General features: G+C 70.1%; 27 protein-coding genes and 3 pseudogenes. 15 read left to right on the top strand and 15 right to left on the bottom strand.

Annotated features, from left to right (window positions below; all coding sequences use genetic code 11):
- The first annotated feature begins 150 nt into the window (after positions 1-150).
- Positions 151-837, top strand: coding sequence for an HTH-type transcriptional activator FasR (fasR, locus tag BN971_RS16785; protein WP_085182014.1), 687 nt, complete (start codon positions 151-153; stop codon positions 835-837).
- On the opposite strand, the gene BN971_RS16780 is transcribed toward fasR, so the two are convergent.
- On the bottom strand, positions 824-1,099 hold the full coding sequence (locus tag BN971_RS16780) for a DUF3107 domain-containing protein (RefSeq protein WP_170322179.1): 276 nt from the start codon (positions 1,097-1,099) through the stop codon (positions 824-826). The two genes, fasR and BN971_RS16780, sit on opposite strands and share 14 nt — an antisense overlap.
- Before the next feature lie 200 nt (positions 1,100-1,299).
- Between BN971_RS16780 and BN971_RS16775 the strand changes: the two genes are divergently transcribed.
- Positions 1,300-2,046, top strand: coding sequence for an MmpS family transport accessory protein (locus BN971_RS16775; protein ID WP_085182015.1), 747 nt, complete (start codon positions 1,300-1,302; stop codon positions 2,044-2,046).
- A gap of 12 nt (positions 2,047-2,058) precedes the next feature.
- Here BN971_RS16775 and BN971_RS16770 read toward each other — a convergent pair whose 3' ends face one another.
- Positions 2,059-2,778, bottom strand: coding sequence for a ferritin-like fold-containing protein (locus BN971_RS16770; protein ID WP_085182016.1), 720 nt, complete (start codon positions 2,776-2,778; stop codon positions 2,059-2,061).
- Between the two features lie 209 nt (positions 2,779-2,987).
- Here BN971_RS16770 and BN971_RS16765 point away from each other — a divergent pair.
- A pseudogene (locus tag BN971_RS16765) lies at positions 2,988-4,061 on the top strand (Rv3212 family protein); the annotation flags it as partial.
- A 37-nt stretch (positions 4,062-4,098) separates the two neighbouring features.
- Here BN971_RS16765 and BN971_RS16760 read toward each other — a convergent pair.
- Entirely contained in the window at positions 4,099-4,899 is an 801-nt protein-coding gene (locus BN971_RS16760) for a ParA family protein (protein ID WP_085182146.1), read from the bottom strand.
- Positions 4,900-4,976: 77 nt separating this feature from the next.
- On the opposite strand from BN971_RS16760, the pseudogene BN971_RS16755 reads away from it, so the two are divergent.
- The 3 genes and pseudogenes from BN971_RS16755 to BN971_RS16745 form a co-directional block, all read left to right on the top strand.
- A pseudogene (locus tag BN971_RS16755) lies at positions 4,977-5,324 on the top strand (histidine phosphatase family protein); the annotation flags it as partial.
- Positions 5,314-6,039, top strand: a pseudogene (locus BN971_RS16750) (isochorismate synthase); the annotation flags it as partial. The pseudogenes BN971_RS16755 and BN971_RS16750, both read left to right, overlap by 11 nt.
- Positions 6,036-6,527 carry a GNAT family N-acetyltransferase gene (locus tag BN971_RS16745; RefSeq protein WP_085182021.1) on the top strand — a complete coding sequence of 164 codons (492 nt, stop codon included), beginning with the start codon at positions 6,036-6,038 and terminating at the stop codon, positions 6,525-6,527. The pseudogene BN971_RS16750 and the gene BN971_RS16745, both read left to right, overlap by 4 nt.
- Here BN971_RS16745 and BN971_RS16740 read toward each other — a convergent pair.
- A complete protein-coding gene (locus tag BN971_RS16740; protein ID WP_090350340.1) occupies positions 6,470-6,922 on the bottom strand; it encodes a hypothetical protein in 453 nt (150 codons plus the stop codon). The two genes, BN971_RS16745 and BN971_RS16740, sit on opposite strands and share 58 nt — an antisense overlap.
- 78 nt (positions 6,923-7,000) lie before the next feature.
- Between BN971_RS16740 and BN971_RS16735 the strand changes: the two genes are divergently transcribed.
- Positions 7,001-7,975, top strand: coding sequence for a diacylglycerol/lipid kinase family protein (locus tag BN971_RS16735; RefSeq protein WP_085182022.1), 975 nt, complete (start codon positions 7,001-7,003; stop codon positions 7,973-7,975).
- A 272-nt stretch (positions 7,976-8,247) separates the two neighbouring features.
- On the top strand, positions 8,248-8,502 hold the full coding sequence (gene whiB1 / locus BN971_RS16730; RefSeq protein WP_085182023.1) for a transcriptional regulator WhiB1: 255 nt from the start codon (positions 8,248-8,250) through the stop codon (positions 8,500-8,502).
- Positions 8,503-8,565: 63 nt separating this feature from the next.
- Here whiB1 and BN971_RS16725 read toward each other — a convergent pair whose 3' ends face one another.
- Together BN971_RS16725 and BN971_RS16720 are read right to left on the bottom strand one after the other, a co-directional pair.
- On the bottom strand, positions 8,566-10,062 hold the full coding sequence (locus tag BN971_RS16725; protein ID WP_085182024.1) for a sensor histidine kinase: 1,497 nt from the start codon (positions 10,060-10,062) through the stop codon (positions 8,566-8,568).
- 23 nt (positions 10,063-10,085) lie between these two features.
- Positions 10,086-10,301: a biotin/lipoyl-binding carrier protein gene (locus tag BN971_RS16720; RefSeq protein WP_085182025.1), complete on the bottom strand. Its 216-nt coding sequence runs from the start codon at positions 10,299-10,301 to the stop codon at positions 10,086-10,088.
- Between the two features lie 194 nt (positions 10,302-10,495).
- Between BN971_RS16720 and BN971_RS26715 the strand changes: the two genes are divergently transcribed.
- A complete protein-coding gene (locus BN971_RS26715; protein WP_011728008.1) occupies positions 10,496-10,570 on the top strand; it encodes a 50S ribosomal protein bL37 in 75 nt (24 codons plus the stop codon).
- 3 nt (positions 10,571-10,573) lie between these two features.
- Here BN971_RS26715 and rsrA read toward each other — a convergent pair whose 3' ends face one another.
- Together rsrA and BN971_RS16705 are read right to left on the bottom strand one after the other, a co-directional pair.
- Positions 10,574-10,879, bottom strand: a complete 306-nt coding sequence (gene rsrA / locus BN971_RS16710; RefSeq protein ID WP_085182026.1) for a mycothiol system anti-sigma-R factor — start codon at positions 10,877-10,879, stop codon at positions 10,574-10,576.
- Positions 10,876-11,520: a sigma-70 family RNA polymerase sigma factor gene (locus BN971_RS16705; protein WP_169718630.1), complete on the bottom strand. Its 645-nt coding sequence runs from the start codon at positions 11,518-11,520 to the stop codon at positions 10,876-10,878. Before BN971_RS16705 ends, rsrA begins: the two co-directional genes overlap by 4 nt.
- A 285-nt stretch (positions 11,521-11,805) precedes the next feature.
- Here BN971_RS16705 and BN971_RS16700 point away from each other — a divergent pair, with 285 nt between their 5' ends.
- Entirely contained in the window at positions 11,806-12,654 is an 849-nt protein-coding gene (locus tag BN971_RS16700) for an SDR family oxidoreductase (RefSeq protein ID WP_085182028.1), read from the top strand.
- A 12-nt stretch (positions 12,655-12,666) separates the two neighbouring features.
- Here the strand turns inward: BN971_RS16700 and BN971_RS16695 are convergent, their stop codons facing one another.
- From BN971_RS16695 to BN971_RS16685, 3 genes are read right to left on the bottom strand one after another with little or no spacing between them, the layout of a single operon-like run.
- Positions 12,667-13,494, bottom strand: coding sequence for an alpha/beta fold hydrolase (locus BN971_RS16695; protein WP_090350384.1), 828 nt, complete (start codon positions 13,492-13,494; stop codon positions 12,667-12,669).
- A gap of 27 nt (positions 13,495-13,521) precedes the next feature.
- Positions 13,522-15,213: a PHA/PHB synthase family protein gene (locus BN971_RS16690; protein ID WP_085182029.1), complete on the bottom strand. Its 1,692-nt coding sequence runs from the start codon at positions 15,211-15,213 to the stop codon at positions 13,522-13,524.
- A 2-nt stretch (positions 15,214-15,215) separates the two neighbouring features.
- On the bottom strand, positions 15,216-16,727 hold the full coding sequence (locus BN971_RS16685; protein WP_085182030.1) for a long-chain-fatty-acid--CoA ligase: 1,512 nt from the start codon (positions 16,725-16,727) through the stop codon (positions 15,216-15,218).
- A gap of 145 nt (positions 16,728-16,872) precedes the next feature.
- On the opposite strand from BN971_RS16685, the gene BN971_RS16680 reads away from it, so the two are divergent.
- Positions 16,873-18,090, top strand: a complete 1,218-nt coding sequence (locus tag BN971_RS16680) for a PucR family transcriptional regulator (RefSeq protein WP_085182031.1) — start codon at positions 16,873-16,875, stop codon at positions 18,088-18,090.
- 17 nt (positions 18,091-18,107) lie between these two features.
- Here the strand turns inward: BN971_RS16680 and BN971_RS16675 are convergent, their stop codons facing one another.
- Positions 18,108-18,707: an HdeD family acid-resistance protein gene (locus BN971_RS16675; RefSeq protein ID WP_085182032.1), complete on the bottom strand. Its 600-nt coding sequence runs from the start codon at positions 18,705-18,707 to the stop codon at positions 18,108-18,110.
- A gap of 550 nt (positions 18,708-19,257) precedes the next feature.
- Here BN971_RS16675 and BN971_RS16670 point away from each other — a divergent pair.
- On the top strand, positions 19,258-20,430 hold the full coding sequence (locus BN971_RS16670) for an NDMA-dependent alcohol dehydrogenase (RefSeq protein WP_090350338.1): 1,173 nt from the start codon (positions 19,258-19,260) through the stop codon (positions 20,428-20,430).
- Between the two features lie 12 nt (positions 20,431-20,442).
- On the opposite strand, the gene BN971_RS16665 is transcribed toward BN971_RS16670, so the two are convergent.
- Complete coding sequence (locus tag BN971_RS16665) at positions 20,443-21,309, bottom strand: 3-hydroxyacyl-CoA dehydrogenase family protein (protein ID WP_085182034.1); 867 nt, start codon at positions 21,307-21,309, stop codon at positions 20,443-20,445.
- A 133-nt stretch (positions 21,310-21,442) separates the two neighbouring features.
- Here BN971_RS16665 and BN971_RS16660 point away from each other — a divergent pair, with 133 nt between their 5' ends.
- Positions 21,443-22,795 (top strand): PE domain-containing protein, encoded by a 1,353-nt coding sequence (locus BN971_RS16660; RefSeq protein WP_085182035.1) that lies wholly within the window; start codon positions 21,443-21,445, stop codon positions 22,793-22,795.
- A gap of 3 nt (positions 22,796-22,798) precedes the next feature.
- On the opposite strand, the gene BN971_RS16655 is transcribed toward BN971_RS16660, so the two are convergent.
- Entirely contained in the window at positions 22,799-23,572 is a 774-nt protein-coding gene (locus BN971_RS16655) for an SOS response-associated peptidase (protein ID WP_085182150.1), read from the bottom strand.
- 55 nt (positions 23,573-23,627) lie between these two features.
- Here BN971_RS16655 and aroA point away from each other — a divergent pair, with 55 nt between their 5' ends.
- Together aroA and rsgA are read left to right on the top strand one after the other, a co-directional pair.
- A complete protein-coding gene (aroA, locus tag BN971_RS16650; protein WP_090350337.1) occupies positions 23,628-24,911 on the top strand; it encodes a 3-phosphoshikimate 1-carboxyvinyltransferase in 1,284 nt (427 codons plus the stop codon).
- Complete coding sequence (rsgA, locus tag BN971_RS16645; protein WP_085182036.1) at positions 24,908-25,888, top strand: ribosome small subunit-dependent GTPase A; 981 nt, start codon at positions 24,908-24,910, stop codon at positions 25,886-25,888. Before aroA ends, rsgA begins: the two co-directional genes overlap by 4 nt.
- 12 nt (positions 25,889-25,900) lie before the next feature.
- On the opposite strand, the gene BN971_RS16640 is transcribed toward rsgA, so the two are convergent.
- A complete protein-coding gene (locus tag BN971_RS16640; protein WP_085182037.1) occupies positions 25,901-26,374 on the bottom strand; it encodes a winged helix-turn-helix transcriptional regulator in 474 nt (157 codons plus the stop codon).
- Between the last annotated feature and the right edge of the window lie 89 nt (positions 26,375-26,463).

Below are 26,463 nucleotides of genomic sequence, written 5' to 3'. Positions count from 1 at the left end.
CCCCGGCGAACCCCGCGGCACCCCGCTCTGCCAGCGGCTGGGCGTCAGTGACGGTCAATGCGACGCCGCGAGTAGTAATGTCTTGGCGACGAGCGCGGCTGACCCGTCGATGTCCGAAGGTCGGTCGCCAACGAATCAGATGAGGAATCGATGAGCGATCTGGCCAAGACGGCGGCGCGGCGTGCCGTCCGAGCGGCTGAGCGCGTTCGGCCCGACGGCGGCATTTCACCCCAGAACCGGCGCGGCAACCGGCTGCCCCGCGACGAGCGGCGCGGCCAACTGCTGACCGTCGCCAGCGACGTGTTCGTCGACCACGGCTACCACGCGGCCGGCATGGACGAGATCGCGGAGCGCGCGGGTGTCAGCAAACCCGTTCTGTACCAACACTTTTCGAGCAAGCTAGAGCTCTATCTCGCGGTGCTCGCACGGCACGTGGAGAACCTGGTCTCGGGCGTGCAGCAGGCGTTGCGCACCACCACCGACAACCGGGAGCGGCTGCACTCGGCGGTGCAGGCCTTCTTCGACTTCATCGAGCACGACAGCCAGGGCTACCGGCTGATCTTCGAGAACGACTACGTCACCGAACCCGAGGTGGCCGCGCAGGTGCGGGTCGCCACCGAATCGTGCACCGACGCGGTGTTCGACCTGATCAGCGCCGACTCCGGCCTGGACCCGCACCGCGCCCGGATGATCGCGGTGGGCCTGGTCGGGATCAGCGTCGACTGCGCCCGGTACTGGCTGGACTCCGATCGGCCGATCTCGAAGGCCGACGCCGTCGAGGGCACCGTTCAGTTCGCCTGGGGCGGCCTGTCACACGTGCCGCTCACTCGCCCTTAGAGACCTTCGCGGCCAGCCGCGCCGCCTCGGCCCCGATTCCGAAGCCGACGCGCCGCGCGTCGGGGGCGCCGATCTCGACGTAGGCGATCTTCGCGCTGTCGACCAGGAAGCGCCGGCCCCGCTCGTCGCTCAGGCTGAGCAGTCCGGGGCCCTTGCCCAGTGCCGCGGTCACGAGTTCCTCGACTTCGGCCGGAGTCTGCGCGCTGGCGATGACCAGCTCCCGCGGACTGTCCGTGATACCGATCTTGACCTCCACGGTCACCCCTTCCCGTTGGCGTTGAAGTCGCCGACCTGTCAGCAGCAGGCTAGTGGACGCGGCGGCCGCGCATGCCAAACGGCCCCCGGCCAAGCGGTTCGCGGTAAGCGAAACCCGGTCGCGACCGGATAACGATTCGCTTCCAGCTGGGTTTCCACCCGCGCGCGCACCGATGCACCAGTTTTCACATGGCTACCGTCGGCCCCATGGGTACCACACTGCCCCATCTCGATCGCGGCGCCCGGGACTACCCCGACGACGACTACGACGCCTACGACGACTACGACGACTACGACGCCCAAGAGGGCGACACCGCCGGCTCCGAGGCCGGCAGCGACTACACCTGGACCGGCTGGCCGGCCGAGATCCGCTGGCGGCCGGCCGCGGCCATCGTGGGCGCCGTCTTGGCCGTCGGGGCCATCGCGACCGCCGTCATCATCAACAGCGGCGACAGCGCGTCGACGAAGGCGACCGTCGGCGCGCCGGTTCCGCGGACGGTGCCGTCGGCGACCACGACGGCGAAGGCGAGCGCGCCGCCGAGCGCCTCGACGGTGCCGCAGCTGCCGCCCGAGACGGTCACCACGGTGACGCCCAGCGCCGGGCCCAGCACGCTTGCCACCGCCCCACCCACCGCCGTGCCGCCACTGGCCCCGACCGCGGTACCGCCGGCGGCCACGCTCGATCCGCGCACCGTCGTGTACTCGGTGACCGGCTCCAAGCAGCTGCTGGACCTGGTGAACGTCACCTACACCGACGCCCGGGGGTACCCGCAGACCGAGTTCAACGTGTCGCTGCCGTGGTCGCGGATGATCGTGCTGAATCCTGGTGTGCAAAACGTGTCGGTGGTGGCGACCAGCTTCTACGCCCGGCTCAACTGCTCGGTCGTCAACGCCGCCGGTCAGACCGTGGTGGCGTCGGCCGCCAACTCGAACCTGGCGACCTGCACGCGCTGAGCGCGCAAGGAATCAGGCCAGACCGAGTTCGTGCATCCGCCGGTCGTGCGTCTGCTGCAGCCGGTCGAAGAACGCGCTGAGCTGGCCCAGGCCGCCGGTGCCCGACAGGACGAGGTCGACCAGCTCGTCGTGGTCGGCGAGGACGTATTGCGCCTGGGTGATGGCCTCGCCAAGCAGCCGCCGCGCCCACAGCGCCAGGCGGCTGCGCTGCTTGCCGCTGGCGGTCACCGCGGCCCGCACCTCGGCGACGACGAACTGGGAGTGCCCGGTTTCCGACAGCGCCGCGCGCACCACGCGGGCAACCTCGTCGGGCAGTCCGTCGGCGATCTCCAGGTACACGTCGGCGGCCAGGGCGTCGGCGACGTACGTCTTCACCAGGGCTTCCAGCCAGGTGCTCGGCATCGTCAGCCGGTGGTAGTTCTCCAGCGCGGACACGTACTTCGACATCGCCTCCACCACGTCGACGCCCCGGCGCTCCAGGGCGTCGCGCAGCAGCTCGTAGTGGCCCATCTCGGCGGCGGCCATGCTGGCCATCGAGATGCGTCCGCGCAGGTTGGGGGCCATCCGGGCCTCGTCGGTGAGCCGGTAGAACGCCGCGATCTCGCCGTAGGCCAGGACCGCGAACAACTCGTTGACGCCCGGGTGGTCGCCCGACAACCGGGGGGCCGGGGAGTCGTTGAGCTTCTCGGCGTCCAAGTCGGCTTCAGGGGTCGTGCCGGGGGACCGGGTCATGTCAACACTCTAGTCGGCGGACTCCGCGGTGCATGGGCGCCAGCTGACGGCCAGCTATGATGTCCCTAGGTATTGGCCGCTTCCTCTGTGGCCGCTACCGGCGAAATGTGCGTGTACGTGCCGGCCCGCCTGGACGCAGTCCACTCGAAGGCCGGCGACTCGGCGACGTATTCGGAGTCGGAACTCGTGCGCGCGTGACGCGACAGCCCGCGCCCACCCCGCCCCCCGCCCGGGAGGTGCCGGCCACCCTGCGCCAGCTGTGGACCGCGGCCAGCCCCGCCACCACCGCCCCCGTCGTGGTCGGCGGGACCATCACCACCGGCGCCGGCCGCCAGGTCGACGGCCGCGACCCCGGGACGGGCGAATCCCGCTGGAGCTATGCGCGGGACAGCGACCTGTGCGGCGTCTCCTGGGTGTATCACTTCGCCGTCGCGGTCTACCGCGACGACCGCGGCTGCGGGCAGGTCAGCACGCTCGACGGCTCCACCGGACGCCGCGGGCCGGCCCGCAGCAGCTACGCCGACCCGCGGGTGCGCCTGTCCTCCGACGGGTCGACGGTGCTGTCGTTCGGTGACACGCACCTGGAGCTGTGGCGCTCGGACATGGTCCGGATGCTGGCCTACGGCGAGACGGACGCGCGGGTCAAACCGTCGGCGCGCGGGCTGCACTCCGGCTGCGCGCTGGTGTCGGCGGCGGCCAGCTCGGCGGGGGTTTCGGTGCTGGAGAGCTGCGCGGGCCAGGCCGGCCTGCGGCTGGCGCTGCTGCGCCCCGGCAAGGACGACGACGAGCCGCAGCAGCAGCTCGTGCCGGAGCCCGGGATCGCGGCCGGTTCCGGCGCCCGCGTGCTCGCCGTCTGGGAGAACAACACGGCGGTGTACCTGCCGTCACCGCAGCCCAGGGTGGACGTGGTGGACCAGACCGGCACCACGGTGTCGAGCACGCTGCTGCCCAGGCCGGCGTCGGCGTCGAACGCCGTGTCACAGGCCGGCAGCCTGCTCACCTGGTGGACCGGCGATTCGCTGATGGTCTTCGACGCCAGCAAGTTGACGCTGCGCTACACGATCGCGGCCGGCGAGAAGGCGCCGCTGGGACCGGGGACGATGATGGCCGGCCGGCTGCTCGTGCCGGTGACCGGCGCGATCGGCGTCTACGACCCGATCACCGGCGCGAACGAACGCGACATTCCGGTGGACCGGGCGCCCGGCACGAGCGCGGTGGTTCCCGCCGTGGCGGGCTCGAAGGTCTTCGAACAGCGCGGCGACTCCGTGGTGGCCCTCGGCTAGGTGTCCTGAGCCGCTTTGGGGCCGCTTTGGGGCCGCTTCAGGCCTCGACGGCGAACGTGGGCAGCGGCTTGCCCGTCTTCCAGTGCTTGAGCAGCGCCCGCGCGAGGTCGCCGTAGGCCGACGCGCCCTTGTTCTTGCGCCCGGCCATCACCGACGAGCCCGACGCGCTGGCCTCGGCGAACCGCACCGTGCGCGGGATCGGCGGGGCGAGCACCGGCAGGTCGTAGCGGTCGGCGACGTCGAGCAACACGTCGCGGGTGTGGGTGGTGCGGGAGTCATACAGGGTCGGCAACGCGCCCAGCATCCGCAGCTCCGGGTTGGTGATCTGCTGGACGTCGGCGACGGTGCGCAGGAACTGACCGACGCCGCGGTGGGCGAGGGTCTCGCACTGCAGCGGGACGATCACCTCGTCGGCGGCCGTCAGGCCGTTGAGCGTCAGGACACCCAGCGACGGCGGACAGTCGATGATGATGACGTCGAACTGGTCGGCCAGCTTGGCCAGCGCCCGCTTGAGCGCATACTCGCGGCCCGCCCGCATCAGCAACATCGCCTCGGCCCCCGCCAGGTCGATGTTGGCCGGCAGCAGCGTCATTCCCTCCATCGTGGTGACCAGCGCGGCGTTCGGCTCGACCTCGCCGAGCAGCACCTCGTGGACCGACACGGGCAGCTTGTCGGGGTCCTGGCCCAGCGAGAACGTCAAACATCCCTGCGGATCCAGATCGACGAGCAGCACCCGCCGGCCCTCGTCCACCATCGCCGCCCCCAGCGACGCGACCGTCGTGGTCTTGGCGACACCGCCCTTCTGGTTGGCCACCGCCAGCACTCGCGCCTTGCTCACACTTCCCATCCTGGCATGTTCGCCCGCCGGGCGCTGCTGCCGACGGGCCCGCATGTCGTCGGGCAGAATCGGTCGATATGGGCTTACACAATCACCGGCTGGTCCTGCTGCGCCACGGCGAAACAGCGTGGTCCAAATCCGGCCAGCACACCGGCCGCACCGATCTGGAACTGACCGACACCGGCCGCGTCCAGGCGGAGCTCGCCGGCCGGGTGCTGCGGGAGATGCGGCTCACCGACCCGCTGGTGGTGAGCAGCCCGCGAATCCGCGCGCTGACCACCGCAAAGCTGGCCGGGCTGGCCGTGGACGAGGTGTCGCCCCTGCTGGCCGAATGGGATTACGGTTCCTACGAGGGCAAGACCACCCCGCAGATCCGGGAATCGGTTCCCGACTGGCTGATCTGGACCCACGGCAGCCCCGCTGGATGGCCGCGCCGTCCTGCGCCGGCTGGTGGACGCGGACCCCGCGGCGTACGGCTACCTCGTCGACCTCACCGCCGCCGGGGGCGACTACCGGGGCGCCGCCCTGGTGGGCGCCAGTCCCGAACTGCTGGTCGCGCGCTCGGGCGATCGCGTCCTGTGCCGGCCGTTCGCCGGCTCCGCCCCGCGCGCCGCCGACCCGGGGGCCGACGCCGCCAACGCCGAGGCGCTGGCCGCGTCGGCCAAGGACCGCCACGAGCACCGGCTGGTCATCGAGAGCATGCGCGAGGCGTTGGAGCCGCTGTGCCACGAGCTGGCGATCGCGGACGAGCCGGAATTGAGCCGCACCGCGGCGGTGTGGCATCTGTGCACGCCCATCACCGGTCGGCTCCGCGAAACATCCACCACCGCAATCGATTTGGCGTTGTCGCTGCACCCCACGCCGGCGGTGGGCGGAGTCCCGACGGACGCCGCCGAAAGGCTCATCGCCGAACTGGACGGCGACCGCGGTTTCTACGCCGGCGCCGTGGGCTGGTGCGACGCAGGCGGCGACGGCCGCTGGGTGGTGTCCATTCGCTGCGCCCAGTTGTCGGCGGATCGCCGCACCGCCCTGGCGCGCGCCGGCGGCGGCATCGTGGCCGAATCCGACCCCGACGACGAAGTGGCCGAAACGACAACGAAATTCGCCACCATTTTGAACGCGCTGGGGGTCGGGCAATGAGCGCGGCAATCCGGCGGGCCATTCCGGACGACGTCGCCGGCATCACCGAGATGATCCACGCGCTGGCCGAATTCGAATTGGCCGCCGATCAATGCAGCGTCACCGGAACGCAGATCCACACCGCGCTTTTCGCTCAGCCGCCCACGGCGCACGCGCACGTCGCGGACGTCGGCGGCGAGCTCGCCGCGATGGCGCTGTGGTTCGTCACCTTCTCCACCTGGGACGGCGTCGGCGGCATCCACCTCGAGGACCTGTTCGTGCGGCCGGCGTTTCGCCGCCGCGGCGTGGCCCGCGCGCTGCTGGCGACCCTGGCGGGCGAATGCCTCGCGAGGGGCTACACCCGCTTGTCGTGGGCGGCGCTCAACTGGAACGCCGACGCCATCGCGCTCTACGACGGGATCGGCGGGCAGCCCCAGCGCGAGTGGACGACCTATCGGCTCTCCGGCGACCGGTTGGCCGCCCTGGCGGGGCCGCCGGGGCCGTCCTGATCGCCGCCGGCCGCCCAGCGCACGGCCGCCGGAGTGAAGAGCAGGACCAGCACCGCCACCGCCACGACGCCCGCCGCGATCCCCGCCGCGGCCTGCTGCGAGCCCCGCACCAGGTACCACGCGACCGGCAGCAACAACAGCTGGGTGATCACCGCCAGGCCGCGGCCCCAGCGCTTTCCGGCGGTCAGCGCGCGCCCGGCCGCCAGCACCACGGCGCCGACCAGCACGAACAGGACCGCGGTGCCAAGACCGTTGACCACCCGCTGGTCGGCGCCCGCCAGTCCCCGCACCAGCAGGACCCCCGCAACGACCAGGGCGGCCGCCCCCTGTACGGCGACGATCAGGCCCGCGGCGCGCACCGGGGCGGGCGCCGCGGGCTTGCGGGGCAGCGTCACAGCGTCAGCGTAGCCGGGGCCCGGCGGCACAGCGGGGGCTTAGGGGCCCCATAGCCGGCGCGCATAAGCTCGTGGCTCATGCGCGCCGTGCTGATCGTGAATCCGACCGCCACCTCCACGACCCCGGCCGCCCGGGACCTGTTGGCGCACGCGCTCAAGAGCCGGCTGCAACTGACGGTCGAGCACACCACCCATCGCGGTCACGGCGCCGAGATCGCGCAGGCCGCCGTGGAGGACAAGGTCGACCTGGTCATCGTGCACGGCGGCGACGGCACGGTGAGCAGCGTGGTCAACGGCATGCTCGGCAACCCCGGGGCGCCCCGGCCGGCGCACGTCCCGGCGATCGGGGTGTTGCCCGGCGGCTCGGCCAACGTGCTGGCGCGTTCGCTGGGGGTCTCCACCGACCCGGCCGCGGCCACCAACCAGCTGATCCAGCTGATCGACGACTACCGCCGCCACCAAAGCTGGCGCCGCATCGGCCTGATCGACTGCGGCGAGCGCTGGGCCGTGCTCAACGCGGGCATGGGCGTCGACGCGGAGGTGGTGGCCGGGGTGGAGGCCCAGCGCGACAAGGGTGTGAAGGTCAATGCGCTGCGCTATTGGCGGGTGGCGGTGCCCACCACGTTGGCGTTCCGCCGCCGCGAGCCGCGGCTGACGCTGGAGCTGCCGGGCCGCGAGCCGATCCCGGGCGTGCACTTCGTGTGGGTGTCCAACACCAACCCCTGGACCTACAGCAACGACCGGCCGCTGCGGCCCAACCCCGGCTGCACCTTCGAGTCGGGCCTGGGCGTGTTCGCGCTCACCAGCATGAAGGTGCTCCCGACCCTGCGGTTGGTGCGCCAGATCCTGTCCAAGCGCGGGAACCCGCAGGGCAGTTCGCTCGTCCGCGACGACGACGCGGCGTGCGCCCGGGTGACCTGCTCCGGGGCGCCCATCGCCAGCCAGTTCGACGGCGACTACCTCGGCCTGCGCCAGGCGATGACGTTCAGGGCGGTCCCCGACGCGCTGCCGGTGGTCGCGCCGCCCGCAAAAACGCGGCGTGAACTGCGGTAACGCCCGCGGCGGCGGGGCCCGCCGATAAATTCATCTGGGAATGTGGCGGGCGAGTGTAGTACAACGGAGTAAGGGCTCAACTAAGAAATCCCTGAAGTGAGATAGCCCACGAGCGAACTCACGCTATTGACATCTGTTGAGCCTGTGAAACGATCGAAAGGTTGCATGCAGAAATTTATGTAGGGGTGCGGACCCTTTTCTTGTGCACGTGTTAACAGCCGAAGAAAAATGGCCGTGCGCCTTGCTGCGCACTCAGTGAGGAGTAACAACTTATGGATTGGCGCCACAAGGCGGTCTGTCGCGACGAGGATCCGGAACTGTTCTTCCCGGTAGGGAATAGCGGCCCGGCGCTTGCGCAGATCGCTGACGCGAAACTGGTCTGCAACCGGTGCCCGGTGACCACGGATTGCCTCTCGTGGGCCCTGAACACCGGCCAGGACTCGGGCGTCTGGGGCGGCATGAGCGAAGACGAGCGGCGCGCGCTCAAGCGCCGCAATGCCCGGACGAAGGCCCGCAGCGCGGTCTGACCAGTCAATCAGCACACAGTGCGGCCCCGACGAACGTCGGGGCCGCACTGTTGTGTGCAGCCGTTAGATCACCAGCCGCGCCCGCCGGCCGATCGGGACCCGCAGCACCACGTCGGTGCCGCGCCCCGGCGCCTGCCGCATGCCCAGCGTGCCGTCCAGTTCGGCCGACACCAGGGTCCGCACGATCTGCAGGCCCAGGCTGTCGGACTTTTCCAGGCTGAACCCTTCGGGCAGTCCGCGGCCGTCGTCGTGGACCACCACGTCGAGCCACCGCGCCGAGCGCTCGGCGCGAATCGTCACCGACCCCTCCGGCGCCCCCGGGTCGAACGCGTGCTCGATCGCGTTCTGGACCAGCTCGGTGATCACCATGATCAGGGCCGTCGCGCGGTCGGAGTCCAGCACCCCCAGGTCGCCGACGCGGTTGATCCGGATGGGCCGGTCCACCGACGCCACATCGTTCATGATCGGCAGGATGCGGTCGATCACCTCGTCGAGGTTGACCTGCTCGTCCACCGACATCGACAGGGCGTCGTGGACCAGTGCGATCGACGACACCCGGCGCACCGACTCGATGAGCGCCTCGCGGCCCTCGACGTTGACCGTGCGTCGGGCCTGCAGGCGCAGCAGCGCCGCGACGGTCTGCAGGTTGTTCTTGACCCGATGATGGATCTCCCGGATGGTCGCGTCCTTGGAGATCAGCGCGCGGTCGCGGCGCTTGACCTCGGTGACGTCGCGGATCAGCACCGCCGCGCCCGCGGGGGCGCCGTGCACCACCAGCGGCAGCGTGCGCAGCAGCACCGTGGCGCCGCCGGCGTCGACCTCCATCCGCACGCTCTTGCCGCCGGCCAGCAGGTCGAGCACATGTTCCGCCAGCTCCTGGGCCTCGAACGGGTCGGAGATCAGCGGGCGCGTCACCTTGATCAGGTTGCGGCCCTCCAGCTCGCTGGACAGCCCCATCCGGTGATACGCCGACAGGGCGTTCGGGCTCGCGTAGGCGACGTCGCCGTTGACGTCCAGCCGGATGAAGCCGTCGCCCACCCGCGGGGTGGACCGCGACATGGCGACGTCGCGCACGTCGGGGAAGGTGCCTTCGGCCAGCATGAGCACCAGGTCCGCGGCGCAGTTGCGGTACGCGGTCTCGAGATGGCTGGACATGTGGTCGGCCGCCAGGGCGGTTTGGTGCCGGGTGAGCACGGCCACCACTCGGTCGCCGTAGCGAACCGGCGAGGCCTCGACATGGTGGCCGGGCAGCGGCCAAGAATGTTCCTGCGAGCCATCGCCGTTCGGCCCGGCGCCACCGAAGATCTCGGCGACGAGCGGCAACCGGCCGGCGGCGACCACGCTGCCCACCGCGTCGGTCTGCAGGACGGTGGGCGCGGTGGTCGGCCGGCACTGCGCCACGCACACCAGCGCGCCGTCGTCGCGGCGGACCCACATCAGGTAGTCGGCGAATGACAGGTCGGCCAGCAGTTGCCACTCCCCCACCACGGCGTGCAGGTGGTCCACCGCGTTGCCCGGCAGCATCGTGTGTTCGGCGAGCAGATCACCGAGAGTGGACATGTCTTGATCCCCCGAGCGGGGTCCTAGCTGATGACGGCGATGAGGTCGCCGGCCTGGATGACGTCACCGACGGACACGCTGACCTGGCTGACGGTGCCGTCGACCTCGGCGAGCACGGGGATCTCCATCTTCATCGACTCCAGCAGCACCACGACGTCGCCCTTGCCGATCTGGTCGCCCTCGCTGACAACGACTTCGAGCACGCTGGCGACGATCTCCGCTCGAACATCCTCGGCCATCTTCACTCCGCTCGTTGTTGGCATTCGCGCAGGCTGGGTAGCTGATTTGGCAAGCTCATGTATATCGAACCACAGGGCCGCCGCGGTGCGCGGCGCGCGGGCGTGTGAAGCCCGCCGCCCTCCGCGTGAGAGACTGGGCGTCAAGATGTGGGCACAGCGCCCCGTGTGACGTTCGATTTCCCGGAGGTTTGACGATGGCCAAGCGTGGCCGGAAGAAGCGCGACCGCAAGCACAGCAAAGCCAACCACGGCAAGCGACCCAACGCTTAGCGGCTACTGCCCGCCCCGGATGATGGTGGTCCGCCGGATCTCCAGGCGGAGGCGCTCCTTGAGGCCCTCGGGGGCCTTCTCGCTCTGACATTTCGTCGCGAGCAAACCCTTGATCCGCTTTTCCAGGCCGAAATGCTCGAAGCAGCCGGGGCACAGCTCGAGGTGGGCGAGCAACTGCTCGCGGGCCTGCGGCGTGCATTCGCCGTCGAGCAGGGTCCATACCTCGGCGATCACCTGGGCGCAGCTCACGCCGTGGGTGTGGCTGTCGTCGGCGGGGCGCGGGTCGGTGCTGCCGGGAGACTCGCTCACGACGACACCTCCTCGTGCGCCTGCTGCCCGCGGTTGAAGCCCCGCTCCTTGGCCACGTCGGCCAGGAGGCCCCGCAGCTGACGCCGGCCGCGGTGCAGCCGAGACATTACCGTCCCGATCGGCGTGTCCATGATCTCGGCGATCTCTTTATACGGGAAGCCCTCGACATCGGCGTAGTACACGGCCATCCGGAATTCCTCCGGCAGCGCCTGCAGCGCTTCCTTGATCTCCGTGTCCGGCATCGCCTCGAGCGCCTCGACCTCGGCCGAGCGCAGCCCGGTGGACGAATGCTCGGCGTTGGCCGCCAGCTGCCAGTCGGTGATCTCCTCGGTCGGGTACTCCGACGGCTGACGCTGCCGCTTGCGGTAGCTGTTGATGTAGGTGTTGGTCAGGATGCGGTACAGCCACGCCTTGAGATTGGTGCCGGCCCGGAACGAGCGGAAGCCGGCATAGGCCTTGACCATCGTCTCCTGCAGCAGGTCCTCGGCGTCGGCGGGGTTGCGCGTCATGCGCAGGGCGCCGCCGTAAAGCTGGTCCAACAGGGGAATCGCGTCGCGCTCGAAGCGCGCCGTCAGTTCCGCGTCGGTCTCCCGCTCGGGGTCGGGCACCCCGGATTCCGTGGCGCCGTCGGTATCGGCCATGTCGATTAACCCGGTCCCTTCTGCTGCGGTGTCGCCGGGGAGCGGCGCGAGCGCCGCCGGACTCGCGAGCAGGCACGCCAACCGCTCGGTGCCCCTTGGCCTGTCCAAAAGGCTCGTCGCCGTTGACACCCGACCGCTCCTCCCAATCTAGAGGCTGCCCCCGACAACTTCTGTCCGGGTGTGCAGCCACACCGCATAAGAACCGACTTGATTAACAGCGTTATCCTCCGGGCTATTTCCCGGGGATCATCCGGCGGCCGGCGGGGCGGGCGTTAGTGTGTCGCCATGTCCCTATCAGGCAAGACCATGTTCATCTCCGGCGCCAGTCGCGGCATCGGCCTGGCGATCGCCAAACGCGCCGCTCAGGACGGTGCCAACGTCGCCCTGATCGCCAAGACCGCCGAGCCGCACCCCAAGCTTCCGGGCACCGTCTACACCGCCGCCAAGGAGCTCGAGGAGGCGGGCGGGCAGGCCCTGCCGATCGTCGGGGACGTCCGCGACCCGGACTCGGTCGAGTCCGCCGTGGCCAAGACCGTCGAGCAGTTCGGCGGCATCGACATCTGCGTCAACAACGCGTCGGCGATCAACCTGGGGTCGATCACCGAGGTGCCGATGAAGCGCTTCGACCTGATGAACGGCATCCAGGTGCGCGGCACCTACGCCGTCTCCCAGGCGTGCATCCCGCACCTCAAGGGCCGGGAGAACCCGCACATCCTGACGCTGTCGCCGCCGATCCTGCTGGAAAGCAAGTGGCTGAAGCCGACGGCCTACATGATGGCCAAGTTCGGCATGACCCTGTGCGCGCTGGGCATCGCCGAGGAGATGCGTTCCGAGGGAATCGCCTCGAACACGCTGTGGCCCCGCACCCTGGTGGCCACCGCCGCGGTGCAGAACCTGCTCGGCGGCGACGAGGCGATGGGACGCGCCCGCAGGCCCGAGGTCTACTCCGACGCGGCCTACGTCATCCTCAACAAGCCCGCCCGCGAGTACACCGGCAACATGCTGCTCTGCGAGGACGTGCTGCTGGAATCCGGCGTCTCCGACCTCTCGGTGTACAACTGCGTGCCGGGGTCGCAGCTCGGCGTCGACTTCTGGGTCGACGGCGTGAACCCGCCGGGTTACAGCGGTCCCTAGCCGGGCCCGCCGCTAGGCCCGCTCGCCCGGCTCGGCCAGGAACTCCTCGATGACGGGCGCGAGTTCGGTCGCGTTGTGCACGATGTCGATGTGCCCGCCCGGGTGCAGGTGCAGCACGGAGTGCGGCAGCAGCGTGTTGAGGATGTGCGCGTTGACCACCGGGATGATCGGGTCGTCGGTGCCCGCCACGATCAGCGTCTCCTGCCGCACGGCAGGCAGGGCGAACAGGCTGGTCCAGACCGAGCCCGCGAGCAGTTGGTGCACATATCCGAGCTTCGACCCGGCGTGCAGCTGCCGCACGAACAGCCGGGCCACGTCCTCGCCGTGGGCGCGCACGGTACCGCCGTAGAGCTCACCGGCGATGGCCGCGGCGTAGTCGGGATCCGAAAACCGGCGCGGGGTGATCATCTTCGACAGCACCCGCGGAGGGGCGGGCACCATCAGCACGCCCGTGCCGGTCGCCACCAGCACCATGCGCCGGCAGCGGCGCGGGTTCTGGAAGGCGAACTGCTGGGCCAGCGCCCCGCCCCAGGAGAGGCCGAGGACGTCGACCACGCCAAGGCCGAGCTTCGACAGGACCCGGCCCAGGACCCACGCGAGGTACGGAAACCCGTACGGCAGAGGCGAGGTGGGCGAGCCCCCCGTCCCGGGCACGTCGAACCTCACCACCGTGCACGTGAGCCGCTCGACCAGCGGATCGAGCACCTCCAGGCTGGCCCCGATGCCGTTGCAGAGCACCAGCGGCACGCCCGTTCCGGTGCGCACGTTCACCCGGATCCGCTGCCCGCCCGCGGTGACGTAGCGCTCCTCGCCGAGGGTGCTGGCCGTCACCACGCGCAGGCGCCTCGGCGGCGCACTACGCTTCACTCACTTCTCCATCACATAGCTGCCGGGGGCCGGGCCGAGCGGTGGAAGGCCTTCGCCGCCAAGGGTTTTCGGGGCATCGATCTCCGGGCCGCTGCGCTCGGCGAGCCAGGCCACGTAGTCCGGCCACCACGAGTCGCTCGACTGCTCCGCGGCCTCCAGCCACCGTTGCGGGTCGTCCGCGTCGACGGGCCCGCTTCGGTACGACGCCTTCGGATTCCCCGGCGGGTTGACCAGGGCCGCGATGTGGCCGCTGGTGGACAGGACGTAGCGGTTGTCCTTGCTGCCCAGCAGGCGCGCGCTGCGGTAGGTGGCCTGCCAGGGCGAGATGTGGTCGGCCACACCGCCGACGACGTAGGCGTCGGCGGTCACCTTCGCCAGGTCCACCGGCGTGCCCAGCATGCTCACCCCACCGGGGGTGACGAGCGCGTTGCGCACGGCCATCAGCACCATGTCGCGGTGCAAAGCGGCGGTCATCCGGGTGGTGTCGGCGTTCCAGAACAGCACGTCGAACGCGGCCGGTTTGCGGCCCTGCACGTAGTTGTTGACCCAGTACCGCCAGACCAGGTCGGTGGGCCGCAGCCAGGCGAACATCTCCGCCATGTCGCGGCCGTCCAGGTAGCCCTTGCGTCCGGAGGCCCGGATGGCCGCCTGGGCCGCGCGCTCGCTCATCATGGCGGCCGGCAGGCCGGCCCGGTCCTCGTCGAGCACGGTGACCGACAGGTTGAGGCCGGCCACCCGGTCGCCCTCGCCGATCTCGGCCAGGTGGGCCGCCGTCATCGCGGCCAGGATGCCGCCCGAGCAGGTGGCCAGCAGATGGGTGCGGTCGGTGCCGCTGATCGTCTCCACCGCGTCCATCGCCTCGACGATGGCGGCGCCGTACTCGTCGAAGCCCCAATCGCGGTGCCGCTTCTGCGGATTGCGCCAGGAGATGACGAAGACCTGCTGCCCTTGGCGGACGAAGTACTCGATCATGCTGCGCCCGGGCGCGATGTCCATGACGTAGTACTTGTTGATCACCGGCGGCACCATCAGCAGGGGAACCTCGCGGACCTTGGCGGTCTGCGGCGCGTACTGGATCAGCTCGAACATCGGCGTCCGCAGCACGACCGCGCCCTTGGTGACGGCGACCGTCTCCCCCACGACGAACGCGTCGGGCTCCACCATGGCGGGCACGCGCGGCTTCGAAAGCATGTCCCGCGCAAGGGCTTTGAGCCCCCGCACCGCGCTCAGGCCGCCGGTGTCGATCATCGCCTTCCAGCCCAGCGGGCTGATCAGCGGGTTGTTGCTGGGGGCCAGGCCCTCGACGAGGTTGTCGATGACGAACCGCATCCGCTCCCGGTCCCGCCAGTCCAGCGCGGCGTCGGCCACCATCGCCTCGGCGGTCTCGGCGCCGGCGAGGTAGGCCTGCATGATGCGGTGCAGCACCGGGTTCTGCTCCCACGCCGGGTCGGCGAATCGCTTGTCGGCCCGCGCCGGCACGCGCTGCGAGTTCCCCGCCGCGACGGCGCCGAGTTCTCGCGTGAGCGTCCCGATCCGGCCGGCCACCGCGCCGGGTCGCCTGGCCAGGCCGGCGGCGAAACGGGTCCAGGTGTCGTCGGGCATCATCCGGCTGACGAAGGGCTTGGTGGCGCTGGTCAGCAGCAGGTCGAGCGGGACGGCGAGCTCGTCGGGCTTGGGGGTTTGGGTTGCCATGGCTATGTCGTGCTTTCGGTTGCAGGGACGGTGATGTCGCGCTTCTGGACCTTTCCGGTGGGTCCCTTGGGCAGCGCGTCGACGAGCCACACCTTGCGCGGATATTTGTAGGCGGCCACGCGCTCCTTGACGTACTCACGCAGCTCGTCGGGTTCCGCCGCGGTGCCCTCCTTGAGGGCGACGGCGGCGCCGACCTCCTCGCCGAGCGAGTCGTGCGGGATGCCGATGACGGCGGCTTCGGCCACCGCGGGGTGCTCGTAGAGCACCTCCTCGATCTCCCGCGGATAGACGTTGTACCCGCCGCGGATGATCATGTCCTTGGTCCGGTCGACGATGTAGAAGTAGCCATCGGAGTCGACGCGCCCGATGTCGCCGGTGTTCAGCCAGCCGTCGGGGGTGATGGTGGCCTGGGTGGCGTCGGGCAGGTTCCAGTAGCCCTTCATCACGTTGTGGCCGCGGATCTGGACCTCCCCCGCCTCCCCCTGGGGCACCTCGGCGCCGGTGGGGTCGACCACCCGCATCTCGACGCCCTCGATCGGGGTGCCGATCGAACCCGCCTTGCGGGGCCGGTCCGGGTGATTGAACGCGGCGGCCGGGGAGCTCTCGGAGAGCCCGTAGCCCTCGAGAACCGTGCAGCCGAAGGCCTTTTCGAAGTCGGTGAGTACCTGGACCGGCAGTGCCGCGCCACCCGAGACGCAGGTTCGGAGGCTTTGCGTCGCCCCTGGCGCGGCCTCGTCGGCCACGGCGAGCAGCGCCGAGTACATCGTCGGCACCCCCTGGAAAACCGTGACCCGGTCGCGTTCGATCACCTCGAGCGCGGCCTTGGGGTCGAAGCGGGGCACCAACGTCAGCATCGCCCCCGACAGCACCGAGGAGTTCAGGCCGCAGGTGAGCCCGAAGACGTGGAACAACGGCAGGCAGCCCATCACGACGTCGTCCGGACCGGTCTTGACCAGGGTGCGGGCGGCGACCTCGGCGTTGCGGCCCAGGTTGGCGTGAGTGAGCATGGCGCCCTTGGGTTTTCCCGTCGTCCCCGAGGTGTGCAGGATCACCGCGACGTCCTCGTCGTCGCGGTGCACCGGCGCGTCCTGGGCAGGCAGGTCGGCGATCAGCTTCCCCAGCGCGGCGTCGTCGACGAGCAGGCACTGCGCTCCCACCTCGGCCGCCCCCGCGGTGGCCTCCCCGGCGAAGACCGGGGTCGCGAACAGCGCCTTGGCGCCGCTGTTGGACAGGTAGAAGGCGATCTCGCGGGCCTTGAGCAGCGGGTTCATCGGGACCGCGACGGCGCCGCGATAGATGATGCCGTAGAAGGCGATGGCGAACGCGGGCGTGTTGGGCAGCATCACGCCCACCCGGTCGCCCGGCTCGACCCCGGCCCGCTCCAGCAGCGCCGCGACGCGCGCCGCCGCGCCGTCGAATTCGGCAAAGGTGAGCTGCGACTCGCCACAGCGCAGGGCGACACGTTCCGGGTGGCGTTCTTTCGACGCGATGAGGTTGTTGCTCAGTGCGCTCATGAGGGCCTCCGTCGGGGTGGGTGTGTCGTCGTTGCCTCCAGCGTGGTCTCCATGGCGGCGGGCGGCAATGTCCCCGGAAACAACGGCAGCGGCTCTTTGCTGTTACGGCGCACATCCGACCGCCTCCGGGCATAGGGTTCGCGATATGGGCGTGGCATCCAGGAGCCGCGGCGTCCGGCATGGCGCGACGGTTGACCCGCACGTGATCGAGCTGAGCAAGCTCATGCTGGCCCGCGCGCCCGGGTTGGGCAGAGCCATGGCCGACGTGCTCTGCCGCGACATCGAGGCCTACCGCGACGACACCGTCGTCACCAGGGATCAGGTTGCCGAAAGCTGCGTGGCGAACGTCGCCTTCATCTTTCAGTCGCTCACGGGGGACGAGGGCGTCGACGTCTCCCCCGCCGAGCGCACCGGGACCGAACGGGCGCTCGCCGGTGTGCCGCTGCCGGCGGTGATGACCGCCTACCGCATCGGTTTTCGCTTCGTGTGGGAGGAGACCCTGGCCACCGCGCGGGACGCGGCCATACCCACCGACGCGATCCTTGATGCCACCGCGCGAATCTTCTTCGCCCAGGAGACCTTCACCCAGGCGATGGCCACCGCCTACCGCCAACAGCTCACCGCGCAGATCCTGGAGCGCGAAGAGGAACGATCGGCGTTGGTCGAGGCGCTGCTGTCCCGGCGGATGACCGACAGGCAAAGCCTCTGGGAGGCGGCCGATCTGCTGCGCCTGCCGACCTCCGGGCCCTACGTCGTGGCGGCGGCGGAGCTGCCCGCGATCGGCCGCCTCGGGCTGCCGGCCATCGAGAACAAGCTGTCCGCCAAGGACGTTCGATCCGCGTGGCGGCTCCTGCCCGACCTGCAGGTGGGGATCGTCGCGCTGAGGGAAACGACGGAGGCGATGACCACCCTGGTCGAGGTGCTCGGCCAGGCCGCGACCGCGCGGGTCGGCATCAGCCCGCCGTTTCGGGACCTGGCCGACACCAGCGACGCGCTGCGGTTCGCCCGGGTGGCGGTCACCGGAAAGCGGTCCGGGGACTCGCTGGTCTGCGTCTTCGACGACACCCCGCTGGCCGTCGCGGCGGTCAGCGCGCCCGAGGCGATGACCAAGATCAAGTCCGCGCTGCTGCGGCGCGTCGACGACCTGCCGGCCGAGGAGCGGGCGATCCTGCTGGACACGTTCCGGGCCTGGGTGGACGCGGGCGGCTCCGCCAACGACGCCGCCGCGGCGGTCTTCTGCCACCCCAACACCGTGCGGCACCGGCTGCGCCGCATCGAGGAGCTGACCGGCCGGTCACTCTCGCGGCCAAGGGATCTCGCGGAGCTGTGCCTGGTGTTCGAGGCGGACCGGCGACTGCCCTAGCGGGTCACCGGCACCCCCTAGGCCGGGTGCCCCGGCGATTCCGTCAGGTGCTTGGCGCGGCCGCGAACCTGAATCGCGGTGATGACGTCGACGATGCCGATGGCGATCAGCCAGCAGCCCGCGACCAGGGTCAGGACGGCGATCGAGTCCAGCGGGGAGACGATCAGGACGGCGCCGCCGACGACGATGATCAACCCGGACAGCACCTGCCAGCCGCGGCCGGGCATGTGGTCGAGCGCCAGCGCCGCGGTGAGCAATGTCATCCCGCGGAACAACCAGCTGACGCCGATCCATATCCCCAACAGGGCCACGGCCTCGAACTTGTCGCGGAAGCAGAAGAACCCCAGCACTATTGACACGATGCCGGCGAGGAAGGTGAGCACCCTCATCGCGGCGCCCGCGTGCGTGCCGAAAGACGCGAACACGTACCCGATGCCGGAAACCACCAGGTATATGCCGAACAAGACACCCGCCACGAACAGTGTCTTGCCCGGCCAGGCCAGCACGATGACACCGAGTGCCACCGCCAGGAGACCGGTGAAGAGAAGCATCTGCCACGCGCTGCGGGCAAACTGCTGCAGTGGACCTTCGAACACGGTCCGATCGGTAGTTGTCATGACAATATGATTCGCCACTCGTGGCGTAAAGAAAATGGCTTGGGCGACACAATTTGGTATACGGGCGGTTGTCACACGAATTGCCTACGACAATTCATCCGCCCCGGGGCGCATTTCTCGCTACCGACAACCCTCGTCGCACGGGGACGGCGCCACGGCCACGCCGCGCCGTCAAGTTCTGCGACGAACCCGGCAAGGCGATCCATCAGGGATCTCGATCGCCAAGTGCCGCAGTCACTTCGATTTGGGACCGCGGGAAAGCGCAGGCGCCTGTCGAAACGCACACTGGTGATCACGATGTGCACCGCGGTCGTTTTCACGCCCGTGCTAACTCCGGCGCCCGTGCATGCGATCCATTTCGAGCGTGAAGGCGGCCGGGTCCGGCCGGTGCGCCTAATCCGGGCGCTGCGCCGCCGAGCCTGACCCGGCCCGCCGAATTCCGGCCTTTGCCCGCGCGCCGGGTTCGGTGATGACATGCTTCGGCTCGAACGGATTCGAGCCGCGAGCGACGGGATGAAGCCATGACCAGACTTGCAGGTGATGGTGGCCGATGAAGTGCCGAGGGGCGGTGCTGCCGGGCGCCGGCCGCGGCTGGGAGATCCGGGAGATCGAACTCGATCCGCCGCGGGACGGCGAAGTGCTGGTGCGGGTGGCCGTCGCCGGAATCTGCCACTCCGATGATCACTACGCGACGGGGGACGGCGTCGCGGGGAGCCGCCTGGCGACGATCATGGCGGACAACGAAATCCCGGTGCCCGAGCTGTATCCGATGCTTGGCGGACACGAGGGCGCCGGCGTCGTCACCGAGGTCGGTCCGGGCGTGCGGTCCGTGCGACCCGGTGACCGCGTGGCCACATCGTTCATCCCGGCATGCGGTTCCTGCCGGTGGTGCTCCCGTGGGCAGAGCTACCTGTGCGACCTCGGCGCCGGCACCGTCTCCAAGGAGATGACGACGGACGGCACGCCGCGCCGTCACGTGGGGGACGAACACCTGACCGCCATGACGCAATTGGGCACCTTCGCGGAGTACCTGGTGGCGGCGGAGTCGTCGGTGATCAAGATCGACGACGACATTCCGTTCCACGCCGGATCACTGGTGTCCTGCGGAGTCATGACCGGCTGGGGCTCGGCGACGGTCGGCGCGGGCACGGAGGCCGGCGACACCGTCGTGGTGATCGGCACCGGCGGCGTCGGCATGAACGCGTTGCAGGGCGCGCGGGCCGTTGGGGCGAAGTACGTGGTCGCGGTCGATCCGGTCGCGTTCAAACGTGACTCGGCGGGCGCTTTCGGCGCGACCCATGCCGTGGCGTCGATCGACGAGGCCGCACCGTTGGTGCGGCAGCTGACCCGCGGTGTGATGGCCGACAGGGTGGTCCTGACTCCCGGCGTCGTCCCGACGGACTTGCTGTCTCCGGCGATGATGTTGACGCGCAAGGGCGGTACCTGCGTGCTCACCGGGCTGAGCCGTTACGACGAGTTGCCGGTGCCACTGGTGCTCAACGACATGGTGTTGTCGGCCAAGCAGCTCAAGGGATTGCTCGCCGGCGGAATGAATCCGCGCGCCAGCATGCCGATGCTGTTGTCGATGTATCGCGAAGGCAGGCTGAAGCTTGACGAGCTCGTCACCCGGCGCTACCGGCTCGATCAGATCAACGAGGCGTTCAGCGATATGCGGGAAGGGCGAAACATCCGCGGGCTCATCGACTTCATTGACTTTCAGTAGTCGCCGGTCGGCTCAGTACTTGTAGAAGCCCTCGCCGGTTTTGATCCCGAGCTTGCCTGCGTCGACGTAGGACTGCAGGAGGTCTCGCACGCTCTTGGGCAGGTGGGGAAACTCTTGGGCGTAGTGGTTTTCGATGTCGAGCACCACGTCCAGCCCCACCGCGTCCATCATCTGGAACGGCCCGGCCGCCACACCGAGGTTGACCCTGAACAGCCCGTCCACATCCTCGGGACGTGCGACGCCCTCGGCGACCACCGCCAACGATTCCCGTTTGATGGCCGCCCAAATGCGGTTGAAGATGAAGCCGGTGCTCTCCTTGAGCGCCTCGAACGGATGCAGTCCGAACTCGGGCAGCACGGCCAGCAGGGTGTCGAGCAACCCGCGGTCGGTCTCGCCGTCGGACATCAGGTCGACGCCATTGACCTGCGGGGGCATGTAGAAGTGCATATTGCACAGCCGGCGTCTGTCCCCGACATTGTCGGCCAGCAGGCGCGACGGGTATGACGACGAGTTCGTCGCGAAAATGGTGTCCGGCGGCGCCGATTGGTCGATCCGACCCCAGAGCGGCACCTTGATCTCAAGCTTCTCCGGCACGGATTCGACGGCGAGCCAGGCGTCGTCCAACGCCTCGTCGAGCGAGGTCATCGGCAGCGCCACGCCGATCTCACCGAATCCCCTGTCCTGCACAAGTTTTGGCAATCCATCCACGACATAGCGCGCCGCCTCGGCGAGCTGGTCGGCGCGGCGGGCATGGATTCGCACCGTTCCGCCGCGGCTGGCGAACATCAAGGCGATGCGGCGCCCCAGCGTGCCCGCCCCGATCACGGCCACCGGACGGTCGCGGATGTCCTCGAACGTGTGGGTGTAGGAGCCGGTCACATACGCATGGTAGGCGGCACCCGATCGACGCCTCGGGTGGAAACGGCCCGAAAACAGCTATATCACCGGGCCAATTGCCCTAATGTGTGGGCGCGGCTCAATGGTTGCGTCGTGAAACGTCGGGGGTTGGGCGATGTCATTTGTTGACGTGGCACCGGAGTTGGTGCAGACGGCGGCCGCCGACATCGGGCGGATCGGTTCGGCGGTGCACACCGGAAATCTCGCCGCGCTGCTCCCGACGACCGAACTGGCGGCGGCCGGCGCCGACGAGGTGTCGGCGGCCATCGCCGCGGTGTTCGGCGCGCATGCCACGACTTACCAGGCGGCGGCGGCGCAGGCGGCGACGTACTGCGAGCAGTTCGCGGGGACCCTGAACGCGGCGGCGGCGGCCTACGCAGGCACCGAGACGGCGGCCGCCGCGTCCTTCGTCGCCGATCCGCTGCGCACCGTCGGCGAGGCCTGGGTCAACAGCCCACTGGGCCAGGTGCTCGATCCGATCATCAACGCGCCGACGGACGTGCTGTTCGGCCGCGATCTGATCGGCACCGGCGCCGCCGGAACGCCGGCACCCGCCACCAAGATCGTCATCGACTTCGTCCGGCACGGGGAGTCGTTCGGCAACGCGGCGAATCTGATCGACACCGGCGTGCCCGGCACCCCGTTGACCGCGCTCGGTCAGCAACAAGCGGTGACCATCGCCAACGCGCTCGACTCGCAGGGGCCGTTCGCCGCGATCTTCTCGTCGCAGTTGCTCCGGACGCAGCAGACCGCCGCGCCGCTGGCCGCGCTGCTGGGCATGCCCGTCACCACGTTGCCCGGGCTCAACGAGATCTATGCCGGCGCCCTCAACGGTTTCCCGGAGGTCCCGCTGGGCGTCCTGTATCTGCCGGCCCCGCTGGCGTGGGTGCTCGGGCTGCCCCTGGTGCCCATGCTGGGCCCGGGCTCCGGCCCGTTCAGCGGGCTGGCGTTCGACCAGGGGTTCACCAATGCCCTGCAGACGATGTATGCCGGTGCGATGGCGCACCCGGTGCTGGCGGCCAACGGCCAGATCACCGACGTGGCGTACTCGAGCGAATTCGCCATCGAGGTGGGAACGCTGATGAACGTCAAGAACCCCGACCTGTTGCTGATGCTCACCCACCCGCTGCCGAACACGGGCGTCGTCGTGGTGCAGGGCGACCCCCAGGACGGCTGGAACCTGGTGAGTTGGGACGGGGTGCCCGTTCCCCCGGCCTCGCTGCCGACCGAGTTGTTCGTCGACGTGCGCGACCTGATGATGGCGCCGCAATTCGCGGCTTATGACGACGTGCAGGCCCTGCTCGGCGGCAACCCCGCGACCATCGTGAACACGTTTGCCAACGGTGCCGACCTGGTCGGCACCGCGACCGCGCAATTCCCCGTCGCGGTGACCCACGACATCGTCGGCGCCCTGGGCGGCGGCCCGGCCGATTCGCTGAACCCGATCATCAACGTCTCGAACTTGTAGCGCCTAGAGCAGCCGGGCCTGCTCGGGCTGCGGTTCGGCGGGCTCGACCAGCTCGGGGCCGTTGTTGCGCACGTTGTTCACCAGGGTGGACACCTCCCGCATGCGGATGCCGCTGACGTCGGGGACGCGGGACAGGATCTCTTCGTCGACCGGGGCGTCCGGGTCCAGCCAGCGGTCCCAGTCCGCTTCGGGCACCACCAGCGGCATCCGGTCGTGGATCCGGCCGAGCTCGCCGGGGGCGTCGGTGGTGATGATCGTGCAACTGAGCAGCGGCGAGCCCTCCTTGGCCGGCTTCCAGACCGACCACAGCCCGGCCATGAACAGTGGCTCACCGTCGGCGCGGTACATGAAGAACGGGGTCTTGCGGGACTTGGCGCCGGCGCCCGCGTCGTTGACGCGCCACTCGTAGTAGCCGTCCATCGGGATCAGGCAGCGCTTCGACTTCACGGCCGACCGGAAGGCCGGCGAGGACGTGACCTTGTCGGCGCGGGCGTTGATCAGCATCGGCCCCTTGGCCTCCGGCGCGCCGCCGGCGCCGGCCTTCGCCCACGGCGGGATCAGGCCCCAGCGCATGAGCCGGACCCGCCGGCTCGGCTGGTCGTCGGGCTCCGAGTGCCGGCTGACCACGGTCGCGATGCTGGTGGTGGGGGCCACGTTGTAGTTGGGGGCCGTGGCGCCCGGCGCCGCGCCCTCCGTAGTGCCCGTCGCCTCGTCGATCGCCTTGATCTTCTGGGCCAGCAGGGCCGGATCGGTGGTCACCGCGAACCGTCCGCACATGGTTTCCATGGTGGCAGATGTCCCCGACGGGCCGCGGACAGGCGATGATGGACCCGTGATCAACTGGGCGGCCCCGACCATGCCGGCGCCGGTGCACGCGACCGTGACGATCCCGGGCTCCAAGTCGCAGACCAATCGCGCGCTCATGCTGGCCGCGCTGGCGGCCGCGCAGGGGCAGGGCCCGTCGACCCTGGGCGGGGCGCTGCGCAGCCGCGACACCGACCTGATGATCGGGGCGCTGCGCACCCTGGGTCTGACCGTCGACGGGGCCGGGCCCGACGTGACGATCGGCGGCCGGGTGGCCCCCGGGCCCGACGCGCGGGTGGACTGCGGCCTGGCCGGCACGGTCCTGCGCTTCGTGCCGCCGCTGGCGGCGCTGTCTGACGCGGTGGTCGAGTTCGACGGCGACGAACAGGCCCGTGCGCGTCCCATCGCGCCGCTGCTGGACGCGCTGCGCGGCCTCGGCGTCCGCATCGACGGCGACGGCCTGCCGTTCCGGGTGCACGGCGGCGGATCGGTGGCCGGGGGCACCGTCGCGATCGACGCCTCCGCGTCGTCGCAGTTCGTCTCCGGGCTGCTGCTGTGTGCGGCGTCGTTCAGCGAGGGCCTGACCGTGCAGCACACCGGCGCGGCGCTGCCGTCGGCCCCCCACATCGCCATGACGGTCGCGATGCTGCGGCGGGCCGGGGTTAACGTCGACGACTCGGCTCCCAACCGGTGGCGGGTGGGCGCCGGCCCGGTCGCCGCCCGGCACTGGGACATCGAACCCGACCTCAGCAACGCCGTGCCCTTCCTGGCCGCGGCCGTGGTCACCGGCGGTGCGGTGCGCATCACCGGCTGGCCGGCCGCCAGCGTGCAACCGGCCGGGCACATCCTCGACGTCCTCGCCAAGCTCAATGCCGTTGTGACGCAGACGGATACGTATCTCGAGGTGCGCGGGCCCGGCGACTACTCCGGGTTCGACGTCGACCTGAGTGCCGTCGGCGAGCTGACGCCGTCGGTGGCGGCGCTGGCCGCGCTGGCCGAAACCGGTTCGGTGTCGCGCCTGTCGGGCATCGCGCACCTGCGCGGCCACGAAACCGACCGGCTCGCCGCGCTGAGCGCCGAGATCAACCGCCTGGGCGGCGACTGCGCCCAAACGGCGGACGGCCTGGTGATCACCGCGACCCCGCTGCAGCCCGGCACCTGGCGCGCCTACGCCGACCATCGAATGGCCATGGCGGGGGCCATAATCGGGCTGCGGGTGCCCGGGGTCCTGGTGGACGACATCGGCGCCACCGCCAAAACGCTGCCGGACTTCCCCCGGCTGTGGGCCAACATGCTGGAGCCCTGGGCTTGAGGCCTGGCGACTACGACGAGTCCGACGTCAGGATCCGCTCCGGACGCGGTTCGCGGCCGCGGACCAAGACCCGTCCCGGGCACGCGGACGCCGAGGCCGCCATGGTGGTCAGCGTCGACCGCGGCCGCTGGGGTTGCGTGCTGGGCGGGGACCCCGCTCGCCGGGTGACCGCCATGCGCGCCCGCGAACTGGGCCGCACGCCGATCGTCGTCGGCGACGACGTCGACCTGGTCGGCGACCTGTCCGGGCGCCCCGACACGCTGGCGCGCATCGTGCGCCGCGGCGAGCGCCGAACGGTGTTGCGCCGCACCGCCGATGACACCGATCCCACCGAACGGGTGGTGGTCGCCAACGCCGACCAACTGCTGATCGTGGTGGCGATGGCCGACCCGCCGCCGCGCACCGGCCTGGTCGACCGGGCGCTGATCGCCGCCTACGCCGGCGGGCTGGCTCCGATCCTGTGCCTGACCAAGACGGACCTCGCCGCGCCGGAGCCGTTCGCCGAGCAGTTCGCCGACCTGGACCTGACGATCGTGGCGGCGGGCCGCGACGATCCCCTGCTGGCCGTCGCCGACCTGCTGGCCGGCAAAATCACCGTGCTGCTGGGACATTCCGGCGTGGGCAAGTCGACACTGGTGAACCGCTTGGTGCCCGAGGCCTTCCGGGCGGTGGGCGAGGTGACCGAGATCGGCAGGGGCCGGCACACCTCGACGCAGTCGTTGGCGCTCGCGCTCGAGGGTTCCGGCTGGGTGATCGACACGCCGGGGATCAGGTCGTTCGGGCTGGCCCACATCCGGCCCGAGGACGTGCTGATGGCGTTCTCGGATCTGGCCGAGGTGATCGAGGACTGCCCCCGCGGCTGCGGGCACATGGGCCCGCCCGCCGACCCCGAGTGCGCGCTGGACGCGCTGTCCGGGCCCGCGGAACGCCGCGTCGCCGCGGCGCGTCGGCTGCTGGCGGCGCTGCGGGCGCCCTAGGCAAAGCGCCGATCAGACGGGCTTGGCCAGCCGCATGCCGAGCTCGTCGGGCGGCACCAGATGGCCTTGTCTGCAACGAATCTCGACGCCAACCTCGGCGCCGCAGCCCTGATGGGTGAGCCTGAGCCGGTTGCGTCCCGGCAGGTGGCGCCGGCCCCACTCGAACAGCGCCCACACCACGGGCATGAAGTCGATGCCGGCCTCGGTGAGGACGTACTCCTCGCGACGGCGCTGCCCCGGCTCCCGGTAGGGCCGGCGCTGCAGCAGCCCGATCTCGACGAGTTCGGCCAGCCGCGCCGACGTTGCGGCCTTGGTGATGCCGACGCGGCGGGCGAAGTCGTCGAACCGGGTGGTCCCGTAATAGGCCTCGCGCATGATCAGCATGGCGGACTTGGTGCCGACGACCGCCATGGTCTTTTCGATCGCACACTCCCCGACCGCCGACCAGGCGTCGCGGTCGGCCAGCGGCCCCTGCAGCAGTGTCACGCACATCACCTCCCGGTCTGGGTTGCTTTTAGTGTACCTAGATGTTTACCTGGGTATAGCCTCAAATACTCAGGCAACGGACTCAAGGA

The organism is Mycobacterium bohemicum DSM 44277, assembly GCF_001053185.1.
In the GTDB taxonomy this organism is placed as follows: domain Bacteria; phylum Actinomycetota; class Actinomycetes; order Mycobacteriales; family Mycobacteriaceae; genus Mycobacterium; species Mycobacterium bohemicum.
The sequence above is the reverse complement of the archived record's forward strand: the minus strand, read 5'-3'. Positions and strand labels throughout refer to the sequence as shown.